Here is a 17,545-nt window from a genome sequence, read left to right on the forward strand (position 1 = left end):
ATAGGGGAAATGATGCATGAAATTGGATCTTCGTGCAGCGCTGCAACAGGAGATTTTGACCGGTGACGGCGCTATGGGGACATACTTATATCAGATGGGATTTCCTGTCGGCATTTCATATGAAGAATTGAATTTGCTAAGACCGGAAACGGTCGCTGACGTGCACCGCCGTTATTTTGAGGCAGGTGCTCGTCTTATTGAAACGAATACGTTTTCGGCGAATCGGGAGAAGCTCTCGAAGTACGGACTGGAAGGCGACGTTGAAGCCATTAACCGTGCGGGTGTTGAGCTGGCTAGAAACGCTGTTGGCGACGATGCGTATGTCGTTGGAGCTATTGGATCTATTCGCGCTGGCAAGCGGAAAAATGTGAGAACCTCCGAGGTTGAGCAATCTTTGCGCGAACAGATCAGCATTCTGCTTGACTCTCCGGTGGACGGGCTGTTATTAGAGACCTTCTACGATTTGGAAGAGCTGCAGCTTGCTTTGCGAATTATTCGCAGCATGAGTCAGCTCCCAGTGATCTGCCAGTTTGCCAATGAAGGCACGGGCAGCACGCAAGACGGTGTTCCGCTGCAAGAAGCGTTCCTACGACTGCGTGATGAAGGCGCTGATGTGATCGGTTTTAACTGCCGAGTCGGCCCGAACGGGATTCTGCGTTCGATGGAGAAAATCGCGCCGATTCCTGGCATTCCGTTCTCGGCGTTTCCGAACGCAGGTTTGCCCGACTACGTAGACGGGCACTATACGTATGCGGCGACGCCGAAGTACTTCGCCGAAAGCGCGCTGCGCTTTGCCGATCTTGGCGCGCGCATCATCGGCGGCTGCTGCGGCACGACGCCGGAGCACATCGCTGCTGTGGCGAAGGCGCTGCAAGGCTACGTGCCGGTTGCGCCTGGCACAACTCCAGCGGAAGCTGCCGTGCTCGTGATCGAGCCGGCACCGGCGCAGCCTGCGCCTCCAGCGGGGATCCCTTCGCTGCTGGACATCGTAAAGCAGCGCAAAACCGTCATTGTCGAGCTGGATCCTCCGAAGGATCTCGACATCGAGAAGTTCATGCAGGGTTCGAAGGCCCTGCAGGAGGCTCATGTCGACGCCATTACGATGGCCGACAATTCCCTTGCTGTGACGCGCATGAGTAACCTAGCACTCGGCTACCTCGTGCAGGAGCGTTTGGGCGCGCGTCCGCTCATCCACATCGCGTGTCGTGACCGCAACATGATTGGGACCCAGTCCCATCTCATGGGCTTGCACGCGCTGGGAATAGACCACGTGCTGGCCGTGACCGGCGATCCCGCCAAGTTTGGCGATCTCCCCGGGTCCAGCTCTGTATACGATCTTACCTCATTCGAAATTATTCGAATGATCAAACAGCTCAACGAAGGCATCGCCTTCTCCGGTAAACCTTTGAAGCAGAAGGCTAACTTCGTAGTTGGTGCAGCATTCAATCCAAATGTGAAGCATTTAGATAAAGCCGTTCAGCGCTTGGAGCGCAAGATTGAGGCAGGCGCAGATTATATTATGACGCAGCCCGTGTACGATGCGAAGCTCATCGAAGACATTTATGAAGCGACCAAACATTTGCCCATCCCTATTTTCATCGGTATCGCCCCGCTGGCTAGTGGTGGCAATGCCGAATACCTGCACAACGAGGTTCCAGGTATTCGTTTATCGGATGAAGTTAGAGCACGGATGGATGGTTTGAAAGGTCCAGAAGGTCGCGCAATGGGTGTGGAAATTGCCAAAGAATTGCTGGATACCGCGATGCAATACTTTAATGGTATTTATCTGATGACTCCTTTTTTGGCGTATGAAATGTGCGTAGATCTGACTAACTATGTGTGGGAAAAGTCGAAAAGGCATGATTTCCACTTGTACCCACTTTCAAAATGAATTAAAATAGGGTAATGGATGTGATTAGAATGATTTGCAGTATGACCGGGTTCGGACAAGCGAATCGTTCTTTTGCGGGATACAACGTGTTTATCGATGTGAAATCGGTCAATCATAGGTATAGTGAAGTGTCGATTCGGTTGCCGAAGGAATGGGCGGCTTTTGAGGACGCTTTGAAGAAAACGGTATTGCATGCTGTGAAGCGAGGACGAGTAGATGTCTTCATCACGGCGGAACGTGAAGCAGCTTCCCCGAAGAACGTAACGGTTAATTATGCTTTGGCAGATGCTTATCTGGAAGCAGCTGAGCAGTTGAAGCAGCGGTATGGGATCACGGGTCAGGTAGATCTCAATGATTTATTGAAACTTCCTGAGCTGATTCAAATGAAAGATGTACGTCAAGAGCCTGATGACGAGATTGAACAGGAGCTATGCGCATGTCTACAGGAGGCTGTCGCTCAGCTATCCGCGATGAGACACCGCGAAGGTGAATTCTTAGAGCAGGATATCCGAGAACGGCTAGCCGAGATGAAGCGAATTCATATCGAGTTAGAAGCGCTTGCTCCTCAAGTCGTTCAGGAGTATGCGACGAAGATGACGATTCGCATTCAGTCCCTCGTTCTCGACGGGATACCTGTGGATGAGCAACGTCTAGCAACTGAGATTGCTCTCTTCGCAGATCGTTCTAATGTGGATGAGGAATTAACGCGTCTGAAGAGTCATTTTGGGCAATGTGAGGCATTGCTTTCAGACAAAGAGCCTGTTGGCCGAAAGCTGGACTTCTTGATTCAAGAGATGAATCGGGAAGTGAACACGATCGGATCGAAGTCGAATCATTCGGAGCCTACGTCTAGAGTGATTGCGATGAAAGCAGAGCTTGAGAAAATGCGGGAACAAATACAGAATATCGAGTGAAGCTTGCATGTGCTTCGCGAGGAGGAAGTCCTAGATGGCTATCAAATTAATCAATATCGGGTTCGGCAACATCGTATCGGCGAACCGCATTATCTCGATCGTGAGTCCAGAATCCGCTCCGATCAAGAGAATCATTCAAGAAGCGCGTGATCGTCACATGCTGATTGACGCTACATATGGTAGAAGAACCCGTGCCGTTATTATCACGGACAGCGATCATGTGATTTTGTCGGCAGTACAACCAGAGACGGTAGCGCATAGACTTTCGAATAAGGACGATGATCATGACGAGTAATACGAACACTCTTGAGCGTGAGAGAGGTATTCTGATTGTTTTATCCGGACCGTCTGGTGTTGGCAAAGGAACGGTTTGTGCGGCGCTGCGCAAGGTTGCTCCCGATATTGTCTACTCGGTATCGGCGACAACACGTTCTCCTAGACAAGGTGAAGTAGACGGTGTTAATTATTTTTTCAAAACCCGTGAGCAATTTCAGCAGTTGATCGAAACCGATGAAGTGCTGGAATGGGCTGAATATGTGGGCAATTTCTATGGAACACCAAGACGTTTCGTAGAGGAAACGCTGCGTTCAGGCCACGATGTGATTTTGGAAATCGAGGTTCAAGGTGCACTGCAGGTCAAACAGAAGTTTGACGAAGGTGTATTTATTTTCTTGCTGCCGCCGTCTCTAGATGAGCTTGAGAATCGTATTGTTACACGTGGCACGGAAACGGATGAGGTCATCCGCAGTCGCATGTCCGTGGCCATCGATGAAATTCGTCTGATGGAGCACTATGATTATGCGATCGTAAATGATCATGTAGATACCGCATGTGCGAAAATACAAGCGATACTAGCCGCTGAGCATTGCAAAAAAGATCGTATGTTTCCAAAAATCGTACAATGGATGGATGAGGTGAATTGAATGTTATACCCTTCAATTGATAAACTGCTTGATATCGTAGACAGCAAGTACTCCCTGGTTGTTGCAGCTTCCAAAAGAGCTAGATCCCTTCGTGATGGTGCGAAATCGGATTTGAAAGGCCAGAAAGCTCATAAACATGTTGGTGTTGCTTTAGAAGAACTGTACGGGAATTACATCGGTTACGAGAAAATTAACACAAACGAGAGCGAGAAATACGCGAAGAAATAAACCGCCTTACCCAACAACCCTCGTGGTTGTTATTTTTTTCTCATTTGGTATTTCGAAAGGGGATTCCCATGGGTGTATTGCAAGGCAAAACGATCGTGCTCGGTGTCTGTGGAGGCATTGCGGCTTATAAAGCTGCTGCATTAACGAGTAAATTAACACAGGCTGGAGCTGTTGTACGGGTGATTATGACGCGTTCGGCAGTGCAATTCGTTGCGCCGTTAACGTTTCAAACCTTGTCGCGGCATCATGTTTTTGTCGATACCTTCGATGAGAAGGATCCCGCCGTCGTGTCTCATATCAATTTGGCGGACAGCGCGGATCTCGTGCTGATCGCCCCAGCTACGGCGAATACGATCGGCAAGCTAGCCTTAGGGCTAGGCGATGACATGCTAAGCACCACACTGCTTGCAACCATGGCACCGATCTGGGTGGCGCCTGCGATGAATGTGCATATGTACGCGAATCCAGCCGTACAGACGAACATGGAGACATTGCGTCGCCGCGGCGTGCGTTTCATTGAACCTGGCGAAGGGCAACTGGCCTGTGGCTATGTGGGCAAGGGGCGTCTTGCTGAGCCGGAGGAGATTTTTGCCGCGGTTGAGCGGCATTTTCAAGGGGAGCCTGGACGCTTAGCAGGTAAACGTGTGTTAGTGACGGCCGGAGGGACGGTAGAACGTCTAGATCCTGTTCGTTATTTGACCAATGACTCTTCAGGCAAAATGGGTTATGCGATCGCGGAAGAAGCTGTGCGGATGGGGGCGAAGGTAACATTGGTTTCAGGGCCGTCGGCCCTAACCGTACCTGAAGGCGTGCAGCTCGTTCCTGTGCAGTCTGCGCTGGATATGCGCGAAGCGGTGTTAAGCAGGCTCGAAGAAAGCCAGCTCATCATTAAAGCAGCTGCTGTGGCCGATTATCGTCCTGCAGTTGTTGCCGAGCAGAAAATCAAAAAGAAAGCAGACTCGCTGACGCTCGAGCTCATTAAGAATCCCGATATTTTGCAGGAGATTGGAACGCTGAAGACAAGTAAACAGTTCGTTATTGGGTTTGCTGCGGAAACGGAGCGGCTAGACGAGCATGCGATGGACAAGCTGAAGCGCAAAAATTGTGATCTCATCGTAGGGAACGATGTGTCACAAGAGGGCGCAGGCTTTGGCGGGGATACGAATGTGGTTCGCTTCTATGATCATAATGGACTTGTACAAGCTCTACCGATTCAAAGCAAATGGGACGTTGCACGTAAGCTGCTCGAGCTTGCTGCAGAACGAATAGCTGCGTCCGCGGCTGCGGGGGAATCCTGATGTACGCCAAAGTCATTGTCGATGTCCCAGCCAAGCAAACCAATCGGGCGTTCGACTATGAAGTGCCGTCATCTCTGAGTAAGTGGGTCGAAGTCGGCAGCCGAGTAGGTGTACCTTTTGGACCACGTGTCCTGCAAGGCTTTGTGGTTGAACTGCAAGAGAAAACGGAAGTAGACGCGAAGCGCATCAAGCCAATTCAAAATGTGTTGGATCTCGTCCCGCCTTTGACGAGTGAACTTGTTAGTCTTGGACGCTGGATCAGTCGTATGTATATGTGTCATGAAGTAACTGCTCTGCAAGCGATGCTTCCTGCAGCACTTAAAGCGAAATATGAGCGTGTCATTATTGTAGGGGATGAATCCGAGGATCAATCCTTTCTAGATATGCCAGATATTGAAGCTATTATTAGCTTTGTGAAGAGTAAGGAATCGGTTTCCATGGACGTGCTGTTGGAGCGTTTTTCGAAGGAAGGCGCTCTGATCAAAGAGCTGCTGTCATCGGGTAGGCTGACGGAAGTACAGCTAGTGAAGGACCGGATGAATACCAAAAAGGCACTAACCGTATTTCCACCTGCAGGTGGTCATGGCTTGGAAGAGGCGCTTGCTGAGCTTCCGGCCAGAGCGAACAAGCAGAAGGATGTACTGCGATACTTGATTGAGCATCCGCAGTCCATTCGATTGACGGAGCTGATGGAAGCTGTTGAGGTCGGAGCAAGCACAGTCAAAAGCTTGGCGGATCGCGGCTGGATTGAGCTGCGCGAGGTGGAAGTGATGCGCGACCCTTATATGGGTCGTGCTTTTGCGCGGACGAAGCCGCTTACTCTGACGGAGGAGCAGAGCGGCGTGTTTGCCCCTATCCGCGATGCGGTGGCTGAAGATCGGCATGAGGTGTTTCTGCTGCACGGGGTGACGGGAAGCGGCAAGACAGAGGTATACCTACAATCCATCCAGCAATGCTTAGATATGGATAAGGAAGCCATTGTTCTCGTGCCGGAAATATCATTGACGCCGCAGATGGTGGAACGTTTTAAAGGGAGATTCGGCGACCTTGTTGCTGTTCTGCATAGTCGACTGTCTAATGGCGAGCGATATGACGAGTGGCGTAAAATTACACGCAAGCAAGTAAAGGTCGTAATCGGCGCACGTTCGGCGATTTTTGCCCCTTTTACGAACATTGGCTTGATCATTATAGATGAAGAGCATGAATCCTCGTATAAACAAGAAGAGAGTCCGAAATATCATACGCGAGATGTGGCTGTTCAAAGGGCGAAGCAGCAAGATGCCGTTGTGGTGCTGGGTTCCGCTACGCCATCCCTAGAGAGTATGGAGAAAACGAGACGCAGGAGAGATCGCTCTAAACCTCCTTTTACATTGCTGACCATGAAAGAGCGCGTTGCGAGCAGACCTATGCCGCCTGTGACGATTGTGGATATGCGTGAGGAGCTGAAAACCGGCAATCGGTCGATGTTTAGCAGATCGTTGTATAAAGCGATCGAAGAACGGTTACACAAGAAGGAACAGACCGTATTGCTGCTGAATCGACGTGGTTACGCGACATTCGTGATGTGTCGGACGTGCGGTTTCGTTTCACAGTGTCCGCATTGCGACATTTCATTGACGTATCACCAAAGCTCACATGCACTGCGTTGTCATTATTGCGGTTATGCCGAGCGTGAGGTGAAGGAGTGTCCGAGCTGTCAATCCGAGCACATTCGTCATTTTGGGACCGGAACGCAGCGTGTTGAGGAAGAGCTTAGTAAGATATTTCCTGGCATTAGGGTCATTCGCATGGATGTGGATACAACGACTGAAAAGGGCTCGCATGAGAAATGGTTGACGATGTTTCGTGAGAAACAGGCGGATGTTCTTTTGGGGACGCAGATGGTGGCAAAAGGGTTGGATTTCCCGGATGTTACCTTAGTTGGGGTCATCGCGGCGGATACCGTGCTGAATATACCTGATTTTCGCTCCGCTGAGAGGACGTTCCAGCTGTTAACACAAGTTGCAGGTCGAGCGGGACGGCATGAGAAGCAAGGGGAAGTGTTTGTGCAAACGTACACACCTGACCATTACAGCGTGCAATATGCGAGTCATCATGATTATGTGGCTTTTGCGAACCATGAGATGGATATTCGGGCTAATTTAGGTTATCCACCGTATCAAAAATTGATTTTAATTACGTTCTCACACGAACAAGTACCGCTCTTGGTGCGCATGGCGGAAGCCTTTGTTACACGGTTGAAAGAAATCGCTCTCCCTTATACGAGGCAGCAGGTAGATTTGTTTGCGGAAGCGGTATCGATGGATTCATCCTTTCATTTTGACGTGTTAGGACCTGTTGCATCGCCTATTTCCCGAATCAAAGATAGATATCGATTCCAATGCGTGGTAAAATATCGTGGGGAAGATAGAGCTGCAGAGATCGTTGGGAAGACAGTAGCTTGGTTTGAGGAACGCTCAGCCAAAGAAAAGCTGTTAATAAGCGTGGATGTTGACCCGCAATATTTGATGTAATAACCCCTAATCGAGACGACTTAAAGGTAGGTGCACATTCATGGCTATTCGTATTATTGTAAAAGATCCAGATCCTGTGCTGCGCGAGAAAGCGATCACAGTTACGAAATTTAATTCCAATCTGCATAAATTGCTTGATGATATGGCAGATACGATGTATGAGGCGGAAGGCGTGGGTCTTGCTGCTCCGCAAATCGGTATTCTGAAACGTGTAATTGTTATGGATTGCGGTGAAGAACATGGCGGTCTCATCGAAATGATAAATCCAGAGATCGTTACTTCCAGTGGTGAGCAAATGGGGCCAGAAGGCTGTTTGAGTATTCCTGGTCTTCGTGGTGATGTCCTTCGTGCGCTGAACGTAACGGCCAAAGGACAAGATCGTAATGGGAACCCGATTGAAGTTACAGGCACGGAGTTGCTTGCTCGTTGTATTTTCCATGAGATTGATCACTTAAATGGCGTATTGTTTACGGATCTTGCGGTCAAAACATATACCGCCGATGAAGAAGAGGAAGAAGAAGCGTGAACATAATTTTCATGGGTACGCCAGATTTTGCTGTTCCCTCCCTGCGTTTACTCTTGGAGGAAGGCTACAACGTGACAACTGTTGTCACACAGCCGGATCGGCCGAAGGGACGCAAACGCGTCCTTACACCGACTCCGGTTAAGGTAGAGGCTGAGAAGCATGGCATTCCGGTGCTTCAACCAGTGAAGCTGCGTGAAGCAGATTCCGTAGAGCAGATTCGCCAGCTTGCGCCAGATCTAATCGTAACAGCGGCTTATGGCCAAATTTTACCGAAATCGGTGTTAGATTTGCCTAAGTATGGCTGCATTAATATTCACGCATCGCTGCTTCCGAAATATCGGGGAGGAGCGCCGATTCATCACGCAGTTATGCGAGGTGAGGCTGAGACTGGCGTTACCATTATGTATATGGCGGTTGGATTGGATACGGGAGATATGATCTCGCGTGTTGAACTTCCGATTGAGGATACGGATACGACAGGGATGTTGTTTGACAAGCTGAGTATTGCTGGGGCTGATTTGTTGAAGCGGACGCTGCCAGATTTGCTGGCTGGTCGAATCGAGGCTGTTCCTCAGAATGAGGCTGATGCGATTTATTCACCTAATATTCGCAGGGAAGATGAACTTTTGGACTGGTCACGCTCTGCTGTCGAGCTGTGGAATCATATTCGAGGGTTAAACCCGTATCCAGGCGCTTATACGTTCTTGAATGGAGATGTGCTGAAGGTATGGGCGAGCTTGAAGCCGAAGCAAGCAGGTCAGGATCGGTCTGGCGCAGCACCAGGAACTGTGCTTAGCTGCAGCGAGCAAGGAATTGAAGTCATGACGGGAGCAGGTACATTGTGGCTAACGGAGATTCAACCTGCTGGCAAAAAGGCGATGCCAGTAACTGAATTCATTCGCGGAGCGCAAATTCCGGCGGGTACGGTACTGGGGAACGCGTAAAGCAACTTTTTATGAAAAACAAGTAATAATGCCACCTAAAAAAATGAGGTATTTGATTTTGTCTACGACTAAACCAACTCGTCCGCAACATGGACATACGAATTCGCAGAGATCGGGTAAGCCTTCTGCGCCAAAATCATCCTCGGGCGCTGCGAAGAGCAGCGCTGTTAAGCGTTCTGCCCGTGATGCGGCACTGGATGTACTTATTCGTGTTGAAGAGAATCAGTCCTATAGTAATCTGCTGTTGAACCAAGTGCTGCAGAAGCATGCCCTTGAGCGTGCAGACGCTGGACTGGCCACGGAGCTTGTGTACGGTACGATAGGGCGCCAGAATACGATTGACTTCTTCTTGGAGCGCTTCGTCAGCAAGGGTCTTGCGAAGCTGGAGCCCTGGGTGAGGTGTCTGCTGCGGCTGAGTTTCTATCAGCTGCATTACTTGGACCGCATCCCTGACCATGCGGTCGTGAGCGAAGCGGTCAATATCGCGAAGCGCCGAGGCCACCAAGGCATCTCGGGCATGGTCAACGGCGTGCTGCGCGCGATCATCCGCAGCAAGGACGAGCTCACGCTGCCGACTGCGCTCGGCGACGTGAAGCGCATCGCACTGAGCCATTCCCATCCGGAATGGCTCGTGCGCCGGTGGATCCGTCAGCTCGGCCCTGAGCTGACGGAACAGATCTGTGCGGCGAACAACGAGCCGCCGCACGTGAGCATCCGCGCGAACGCGAGGCGGCGCAGCCGCTTGGAGCTGCTGGAGCAGCTCCAAGCTAGCGGCCTCAGCGCGGAAGCGTCAGAGCTGGCCCCGGCCGGCATCCTTGTGCAGGGGGCCGGGAACATGGCGTTAGTCCCCGGCTTCCAGCAAGGGGACTTCTCGATTCAAGACGAGAGCTCGATGCTCGTCGCCGAGGCTCTTGACCCGCGTCCAGGCATGAAGGTGCTGGACTGTTGCGCCGCCCCTGGCGGCAAGACCGCCCACATCGCGGAGAAAATGGACGATGTGGGTCAGATTTGGGCTTGTGATCTGCATGAGCACAAGCAGAAATTAATCGCAGATCAAGCGGAGCGTCTGGGACTATCGTCGATTCAGACGCTCGTGATGGATGCTGCGAAGCTGGATGAGCATTTTGCGGCGGAGTCCTTCGACCGCATCCTTCTTGATGCACCTTGCTCAGGCCTTGGGGTTATTCGCCGCAAGCCGGATCTCAAGTGGGCGAAACAGGAGGCGGAGATCGAGGCGATCAGTGAAACGCAGTATGCGATTCTGAGTCATGTACATCGTCTGCTCAAGCCAGGCGGCGTGCTGGTGTACAGCACGTGCACGATTGAACAGGCAGAGAATGAGGGCATGGTCGAGCGTTTTCTTGCCGAACACAGCGAGTTCGAGCTAGCTCCGCTGCCAGCGGATGTTTTCACGGAGATTGACCCGAAGGCGGCTACGTCTGGCATGGTGCAAATTTTGCCGCAGCAGTTCCATTCGGACGGTTTTTTTATCGCTCGCCTGCGTAAGCGTGACGTGTAACAGACAGGGACGTGTGTTCGTTCCTGCTTTGTGTTAAAATATTTTAAAATAGACGAAATAACAACAGGTTGTGATAAATGTGGGTATTAAGCCGTATGAGAAAGATAAACCGTTTGTATATGATTTGAATTGGGATGAGTGGCAAAGTTGGGTCAAAGAAAATGGGGAGTCTGCGTTTCGTGCCGGTCAAATTTTTGATTGGTTATACATTAAGCGCGTTTTCAGCTTCGACGAAATGTCGAATTTGCCGAAAACACTTCGCGACAAGTTGAAGGATCAGTTTGAGTTCGTTACCCTGTCCGAGATTACGAAATATCAATCCCAGGATGGCACGGTCAAGTTCTTGTTTGAACTTGAAGATAAGAACGCTATTGAAACCGTCGTGATGAAGCATAATTACGGCAACAGTATTTGCGTGACGACCCAAGTCGGTTGTCGAGTCGGCTGTACGTTCTGTGCGTCCACTTTGGGCGGGTTGAAGCGGGATCTACGACCAGGTGAGATTGTCGCTCAGGTTGTGAAAGCGCAGAAATTGCTTGATGAGACGGGAGAGCGTATCTCTTCCATCGTGATCATGGGGATTGGTGAGCCTTTCGAAAATTATGAAGCGACCATGAATTTCCTGCGTGTCATGATTCACCCGAAAGGGTTGAATATCGGACAGCGTCACATCACGGTATCCACGAGTGGAATCGTACCGAACATTTATAAGTTCGCGGATGAGAATTTGCAAGTAAATTTGGCGATTTCGATCCATGCGCCGAATGATGCATTGCGATCGAAGTTAATGCCGGTTAATCGCAGGTTCCCTTTCGTTGATCTCATTGAAGCTTGTAAGTACTACATTGCCAAAACAGGTAGACGGATTACGTTTGAATATGCCCTTATGGGCGAAGTGAATGACCAGCCTGAGCATGCGGAAGAGCTGGCGCTTGTCTTGAAAGACATGCCGCTCAGTCATGTGAATCTGATTCCTGTTAACTTTGTTGCTGAACGTGATTTCAAGCGTACACCTAGAGATGATATTTTTACCTTCCAACGTATTCTGGAGAAGGGCAAAATTAATGCCACCATACGCCGTGAACAAGGTAGTGATATTGCTGCTGCCTGCGGACAATTGCGAGCGAAGCATATGGAGAGCAGTAAATGAGGTGAGAACCGGATGAAGATGGTAAGTCGTACCGATATAGGGAAAGTCCGTCAAGTCAATGAGGACCGTGCCGCTATCCACCATCAGCTTAATGGTCTATCTTTGGCTATTGTTGCAGATGGTATGGGGGGGCATCAGGCTGGCGATATTGCCAGTCAAATGGCTATTGACACGATTGGAGCGCAATTGCAATCCATCCATTGGGGAATGTCGGTGGAGTCCTGTAAGCAAATATTGAGGGAAGCGATTGAGAAGGCGAATGAGGAGATTTATGCTTTTGCGTCGGATCAAGAAAAGTACCATGGCATGGGAACGACAGTCGTTGCCATTATTGCTTCACAGGAGCTTCTCATTATCGGACATATCGGGGATAGCCGCGCATATAAGCTGACTGGGGAATCTATCCAGCAACTGACGGAGGATCATTCCTTAGTTTACGAGCTTGTCAAGAATGGGCAGCTAACGATGGAAGAGGCTGATCATCATCCAAGACGTAATTGGATTACACGTGCACTGGGCACTGAGCCTAGTGTGGAAGTGGATCTGTATGAGTACACGTGGCGTCCAGACGATGTTATTCTCATTTGTTCGGATGGTTTGAGCGGATTGGTCGATGATGCGGATATTTTGCGAATTGTTCGGGAAAACGAGCAGTTGGAAGATGCGGCAGAGGCGTTGATCCAGAGCGCGCTTCGCGAAGGCGGAGATGATAATGTAACGGTCCTTTTATTTGCACATGATCAGGATTCGGACGAAAAAAGGGGTGATGGGAATTGATCGGTAGAAAGCTTGGAGGCCGCTATGAGATCTTAGAACGTATTGGCGGAGGCGGCATGGCTTTAGTCTACAAAGGGCATGATTTGCTTTTGAATCGTAAAGTGGCTGTCAAAGTACTGCGTTCACAGTATGTGCACGATGAAGAATTCATTCGTCGTTTCCGCAGAGAAGCACAAGCAGCCGCTTCCCTATCTCACCCTAATGTTGTCAGTATTTATGACGTTGGGCAAGAAGAAGATGTCCATTACATCGTGATGGAATATATCGAAGGCAAGACGCTGAATGATTTGATTAAGGAAAAGGCGCCACTACAGGTGGAAGATGCGGTTCATTATGCAAGTCAAATTGCAGATGCACTTGATCACGCCCATCATAATGAAATTATTCACCGCGATATCAAGCCGCACAATATTCTAATCGGCAAAAACGGCCGTGTGAAGGTGACGGATTTCGGTATTGCTAGAGCTGCGACATCATCTACGATTACACAAACCGGATCCGTCGTCGGTTCTGTTCACTATTTCTCGCCTGAGCATGCGAAAGGCACGAATACGGGTGAAAAATCGGATCTGTATTCGCTTGGCATTGTGATGTATCAAATGCTGACCGGTCGACTTCCTTTTCTAGGGGAAAGTCCGATTTCCGTCGCCCTGAAGCATCTGCAGGAGGATGTGGAAGAGCCACGTAAGGTGAATCCGCTGATTCCACAAAGTGTAGAGAACATTATACTCAAGGCGATGCGCAAAAAGCCGGAAGAACGGTATCAATCTGCGAAGCTGATGATGGCGGATCTAGATACGTGCTTGGCTCCAGATCGTCGGAATGAAGCGAAGGTTGCTTTCTGGGATGCTTATGGCATGGATGAAGAGCGTACGCTGGTTATGCCAGCCATTCGCGCTGATCAGCTAGCTCAATTCGATGACGATGACGATGATGAACCAGACAAGCCAGCTTGGCGAGAAGAGCCTGCTCCTTCGAAGGGGAAAGGCTGGATTAAGCCGCTCATCTGGATTGCTGTTTTATTAATTGTGCTGGGTGCAATGTGGTATATGGTTGGTTATGTGAAAGGGATGTTCGCCATTGAGACCGTTGAGGTCCCGAATGTCGAGAACAAGATACTGACACAAGCGCAAGCTGAACTAACGGTTGCCAAATTAGGCTGGACGGTCGAATACGACGCGGATAGCAAACTGCCCAAAGATACGGTCATCCGTCAAGATCCCAGCGGGATGAGACTGAATGTCGGTACTAAGGTCATACTTTACGTGAGTAAAGGCATACCCAAAGTCAAAATGGACAATTTCGCGGGGCAGCCCCTTAAGGACGTCCGATTAAAGTTGAAAGCTCTCGGGATTAAGGATGAGCAAATTACGATTACCCAAGAGACATCTGAGAATGCACCAGATATCATCTTGCAGCAATCGCCGCTCGCGGGAGAAGAGTTCGAATTGGAGAAGGCAGCCATTGCCTTTACGGTGAGTAAAGCGAAGGAAACGTTCAAAATGCCGGATCTGGTTGGCTTAACGGAAGCAGAAGCGAAGGCTCAAATCACCAAGGCGGGATTGAAACTCGCTGTCAATGGTATTACACGTGAGAAGAGCTACAAGGTCGCTAAAGGGCGAGTTATTGCACAATTTCCTTACGAAAAAAATGCCGATGTCTCTGCAGGATCTGAAATTTCGTCGTTAGTCATTAGTGATGGATTGCCAGAGGATGCTGGACAACTTACAGTTAGCGTACCTGTGAAGCCTACAACAGAAGGCAAGGATTCTGTGTTCAAAATCATTGTGAGCGACGCCCAATATGAGAACTTCGAATACTTGACGGAAAAAGTCTCGAAGCCGCAAAATTTGGATGTCAAAGTCATTGTTTCACCGGACAAAAAAGCCGTAATCTTGATCAAAGAAGGAGACAGCTTGGTTAACTCAATCACACGTACCTATCAGGATTATTTGGATCAAAAAAATGGGAAAACCGTATCTCCTAGTCCATCCCCGACTCCGAAGACACAAAATACCGGACCCGCTATACCCGTTGGTGGGAATGGCCAAGGTCAAACCGGTGGAACAGCTTCTAAACCACCTGCTGGAGGGGCCAATTAATGCCGCAAGGACTCATTGTCAAAGCGCTTAGCGGTTATTATTATGTATTGCCTGAAGGGGCTGCTCTTCTGGAGGGTAATACGGTTACCTGTCGTGGAAGAGGCGTGTTCAAAAATAGAAATATAACGCCGCTTGTTGGAGATCGTGTCGTGTACGAAGCCACGGAGAACGGGGAGGGAACCGTTACGGAAATCCTTCCTCGCTCTTCGGAGCTTATTCGTCCGCCGATCGCGAATGTGAACGTGGTTGTGCTCGTTTTTTCGGTGACAGAGCCTGTTCTGAATACGCAGCTATTGGACAAGTTTCTGGTGCATATTGAAAATACGGGGATTGATGTGCTCTTATGCTTCACTAAAAGCGATTTGCTGACGGATACGGATGACAATGCCTCTCATGCCAAAGAAATGACGTCGACCGAATTTGAGCGGATTACGACCCTTTATGAGGGAATCGGTTATCCCTTCGTTACGACGAGTTCTAGACTAGAAGAGGGCGTAGAGGCGATTCTACAGCATTTGGATGGTAAAGTGAGTGTGTTTGCTGGACAATCCGGTGTTGGCAAGTCCTCTTTATTGAATAAAATGATTAGCGGTCTTGATCTGGAGACGAATGCGATCTCTCAAAGATTAGGAAGAGGAAAGCATACGACTCGTCATGTGGAGCTGCTGCCTCTTGCTAATGGAGGCCTTGTAGCCGATACACCGGGCTTCAGCCAGCTGGACTTCATGGAGGTCGAGGCGGAAGGGCTTAGCTCCTGCTTCAGAGAGTTCGCTGCTGTTGCTGAGGGCTGTAGGTTCAGAGGCTGCTTGCATTTGCATGAACCGGACTGTAAAGTGCGGGACGGCGTTGCCAGTGGGACGATCGCAGCCTCTCGTTATGATCATTACTTGTTATTTTTAACTGAAATCAAGGATCGGAAGAGGAGGTATTAGGCGTAATGGTATATGTAGCACCTTCTATTTTATCTGCCGATTTTGCCAAGCTTGGCGATGAGATTAAAGCAGTGGAGCAGGGCGGAGCGGACTGGATTCATGTCGACGTTATGGACGGACATTTTGTGCCCAATATTACAATTGGTCCCCTAGTTGTTGACGCGATTCGTCCAGTCACTAAGCTGCCGCTGGATGTTCATTTGATGATCGAAAAGCCGGACCGGTATATTCCTGATTTTGTAAAGGCTGGTGCGGATCTGATTTCTGTGCATGTAGAAGCCTGTACGCATCTACACCGGACGCTCGATCTTATTAAACAAAGCGGTATTAAGGCTGGCGTTGTATTGAATCCTGCTACACCAATTTCGCTCATTGAGCATGTGCTTGATGAGCACTTGGATCTCGTGCTCATTATGACGGTGAACCCAGGCTTTGGTGGGCAGGCGTTCATCCCTGGCATGCTGAATAAAATTCGCTCGCTGCGTGAGCAGGCGAATGCGAAGGGTCTCACGGGGCTTCACATCGAAGTAGACGGCGGTATCAACGAGATAACAGCTCGTCAGGTCATAGAGGCGGGGGCTGATGTCTTAGTAGCCGGCAATGCCGTATTCGGGCAACAGAACCGTGCTGAGGCCATTAGACGAATACGCGGCTAAAAGGGGACCAAGGACAATGAGATTTCTCTGGCTACTGATGTACAGTCTGCTTTGCGCGGCATTATTGACGTGTTTTTCAACGATAGACGATTTTGTGAAGTACATTTTCTCGCTTGGCGCTCTCTACGTTGGGATGCGGTTCTTCCGTCGATTTGAACAAATTAGCTTTCGCATATGGTTTATTGTGATCTCGGTATTCTTCTATTTCCTTTTCAGTTTAATTGTTGCACTGTATACTCAGGTGGGCATAACTGCTCCATAGCCGCATACATATAGTTACAAGAGTGATGCGCTCTTGTAGCTTTTTTTGCTTTCTGGAAGCAACTGAATTGTGGGAGGAAGTAAAAATAGAAGGCACTTTTTCTACGCTCTGGGCATACACTGTTGTAATGATGTTTAGGAGCAGTCATGCACGTTGTGAAGCGTTTGCTCAAGAAGGTCAGTAAACTGGCGCTAGAACAAGCAGAAGCTTGTGAAATCAGGTGGCTGACGAGCCGCAAAGTGAATGCTTGAACGAGGTTAGTGAGCTGACGATAATTCTAAGGAGGGGTAGAGAATGAAATTCTACACAATCAAACTGCCGAGATTTTTGGGAGGATTCGTAAAAGCCGTACTTAATACATTTAGTAAAAACTAAGGTTTGCCCATACTTACGTCATTCTCCCCAGGAATGCAAAAAAAGCACCGATTAAGGTGCTTTTTGTCATTCACATAAGTAAGTTAAGTATCCGCAGCTACGAATTAAACGCGAGCCACTTTTCCGGATTTCAACGCACGAGTACTTACGTAAACCCGTTTCGGTTTACCATCAACGAGGATGCGAACCTTTTGAACGTTAACTCCCCAAGTACGCTTGTTTTTATTGTTAGCGTGGGACACGTGATTTCCTGAACTAGGACTTTTACCTGTAATGAAACATTTGCGGGACATGTTTGACACCTCCTTCGGCAGTATACAAAGAAGCCTGGGTGGCAAGCCTAAGCTTGACATGACAGTATTCCTCAAATTTTTACTTGTGATACGTGAACGTAACCAGCAAAAACACACTTAAACATAATAGCATAGCAAAAGGAGTCGAGTCAACGAATTATGCCTGCATTTTTGCCGTTTATTTATGAAGTATGTTATAGTACAATGAAGATTAGTCTTGCTAAAGCGAAACTTGAAGGAGT

General features: G+C 49.2%; 18 protein-coding genes. 17 read left to right on the top strand and 1 reads right to left on the bottom strand.

What is annotated here, in order from left to right:
* Positions 1–16 precede the first annotated feature (16 nt).
* The 17 genes from ACSQ8P_RS15535 (at position 17) to spoVM (ending at position 17,010) form a co-directional block, all read left to right on the top strand.
* Positions 17–1,891, top strand: a complete 1,875-nt coding sequence (locus tag ACSQ8P_RS15535; RefSeq protein ID WP_436236003.1) for a bifunctional homocysteine S-methyltransferase/methylenetetrahydrofolate reductase — start codon at positions 17–19, stop codon at positions 1,889–1,891.
* Between the two features lie 41 nt (positions 1,892–1,932).
* Positions 1,933–2,805: a YicC/YloC family endoribonuclease gene (locus ACSQ8P_RS15540; protein ID WP_436236004.1), complete on the top strand. Its 873-nt coding sequence runs from the start codon at positions 1,933–1,935 to the stop codon at positions 2,803–2,805.
* A 34-nt stretch (positions 2,806–2,839) separates the two neighbouring features.
* Positions 2,840–3,100, top strand: coding sequence for an extracellular matrix/biofilm regulator RemA (gene remA, locus ACSQ8P_RS15545; RefSeq protein ID WP_009672664.1), 261 nt, complete (start codon positions 2,840–2,842; stop codon positions 3,098–3,100).
* Positions 3,090–3,728: a guanylate kinase gene (gmk, locus tag ACSQ8P_RS15550; protein ID WP_056612367.1), complete on the top strand. Its 639-nt coding sequence runs from the start codon at positions 3,090–3,092 to the stop codon at positions 3,726–3,728. The genes remA and gmk overlap by 11 nt, the downstream gene beginning before the upstream one ends.
* Complete coding sequence (rpoZ, locus tag ACSQ8P_RS15555; protein ID WP_056612362.1) at positions 3,729–3,956, top strand: DNA-directed RNA polymerase subunit omega; 228 nt, start codon at positions 3,729–3,731, stop codon at positions 3,954–3,956.
* 68 nt (positions 3,957–4,024) lie between these two features.
* Positions 4,025–5,254 (top strand): bifunctional phosphopantothenoylcysteine decarboxylase/phosphopantothenate--cysteine ligase CoaBC, encoded by a 1,230-nt coding sequence (gene coaBC, locus ACSQ8P_RS15560; RefSeq protein WP_436236005.1) that lies wholly within the window; start codon positions 4,025–4,027, stop codon positions 5,252–5,254.
* On the top strand, positions 5,254–7,767 hold the full coding sequence (gene priA, locus ACSQ8P_RS15565; RefSeq protein ID WP_436236006.1) for a primosomal protein N': 2,514 nt from the start codon (positions 5,254–5,256) through the stop codon (positions 7,765–7,767). The genes coaBC and priA overlap by 1 nt, the downstream gene beginning before the upstream one ends.
* A gap of 40 nt (positions 7,768–7,807) precedes the next feature.
* Entirely contained in the window at positions 7,808–8,293 is a 486-nt protein-coding gene (def, locus tag ACSQ8P_RS15570; RefSeq protein ID WP_436236007.1) for a peptide deformylase, read from the top strand.
* Entirely contained in the window at positions 8,290–9,237 is a 948-nt protein-coding gene (gene fmt, locus ACSQ8P_RS15575) for a methionyl-tRNA formyltransferase (protein ID WP_436236008.1), read from the top strand. The genes def and fmt overlap by 4 nt, the downstream gene beginning before the upstream one ends.
* 43 nt (positions 9,238–9,280) lie before the next feature.
* Positions 9,281–10,756 (top strand): 16S rRNA (cytosine(967)-C(5))-methyltransferase RsmB, encoded by a 1,476-nt coding sequence (gene rsmB / locus ACSQ8P_RS15580; RefSeq protein WP_436239534.1) that lies wholly within the window; start codon positions 9,281–9,283, stop codon positions 10,754–10,756.
* A 79-nt stretch (positions 10,757–10,835) separates the two neighbouring features.
* Positions 10,836–11,906 carry a 23S rRNA (adenine(2503)-C(2))-methyltransferase RlmN gene (gene rlmN / locus ACSQ8P_RS15585; RefSeq protein ID WP_436236009.1) on the top strand — a complete coding sequence of 357 codons (1,071 nt, stop codon included), beginning with the start codon at positions 10,836–10,838 and terminating at the stop codon, positions 11,904–11,906.
* Positions 11,907–11,918: 12 nt separating this feature from the next.
* Positions 11,919–12,683: a Stp1/IreP family PP2C-type Ser/Thr phosphatase gene (locus tag ACSQ8P_RS15590; RefSeq protein ID WP_436236010.1), complete on the top strand. Its 765-nt coding sequence runs from the start codon at positions 11,919–11,921 to the stop codon at positions 12,681–12,683.
* Complete coding sequence (gene pknB, locus ACSQ8P_RS15595; protein WP_436236011.1) at positions 12,680–14,785, top strand: Stk1 family PASTA domain-containing Ser/Thr kinase; 2,106 nt, start codon at positions 12,680–12,682, stop codon at positions 14,783–14,785. The genes ACSQ8P_RS15590 and pknB overlap by 4 nt, the downstream gene beginning before the upstream one ends.
* Positions 14,785–15,717 (top strand): ribosome small subunit-dependent GTPase A, encoded by a 933-nt coding sequence (gene rsgA, locus ACSQ8P_RS15600; protein ID WP_436236012.1) that lies wholly within the window; start codon positions 14,785–14,787, stop codon positions 15,715–15,717. The genes pknB and rsgA overlap by 1 nt, the downstream gene beginning before the upstream one ends.
* Before the next feature lie 5 nt (positions 15,718–15,722).
* Complete coding sequence (rpe, locus tag ACSQ8P_RS15605; protein ID WP_436236013.1) at positions 15,723–16,373, top strand: ribulose-phosphate 3-epimerase; 651 nt, start codon at positions 15,723–15,725, stop codon at positions 16,371–16,373.
* Between the two features lie 16 nt (positions 16,374–16,389).
* A complete protein-coding gene (locus ACSQ8P_RS15610; protein ID WP_436236014.1) occupies positions 16,390–16,635 on the top strand; it encodes a hypothetical protein in 246 nt (81 codons plus the stop codon).
* Between the two features lie 294 nt (positions 16,636–16,929).
* On the top strand, positions 16,930–17,010 hold the full coding sequence (spoVM, locus tag ACSQ8P_RS15615; RefSeq protein WP_036634233.1) for a stage V sporulation protein SpoVM: 81 nt from the start codon (positions 16,930–16,932) through the stop codon (positions 17,008–17,010).
* Between the two features lie 104 nt (positions 17,011–17,114).
* Here the strand turns inward: spoVM and rpmB are convergent, their stop codons facing one another.
* Complete coding sequence (gene rpmB, locus ACSQ8P_RS15620; RefSeq protein WP_029197753.1) at positions 17,115–17,303, bottom strand: 50S ribosomal protein L28; 189 nt, start codon at positions 17,301–17,303, stop codon at positions 17,115–17,117.
* Between the last annotated feature and the right edge of the window lie 242 nt (positions 17,304–17,545).

This window comes from Paenibacillus sp. LjRoot153, assembly GCF_964253085.1.
In the GTDB taxonomy this organism is placed as follows: Bacteria; Bacillota; Bacilli; order Paenibacillales; family NBRC-103111; genus Paenibacillus_E.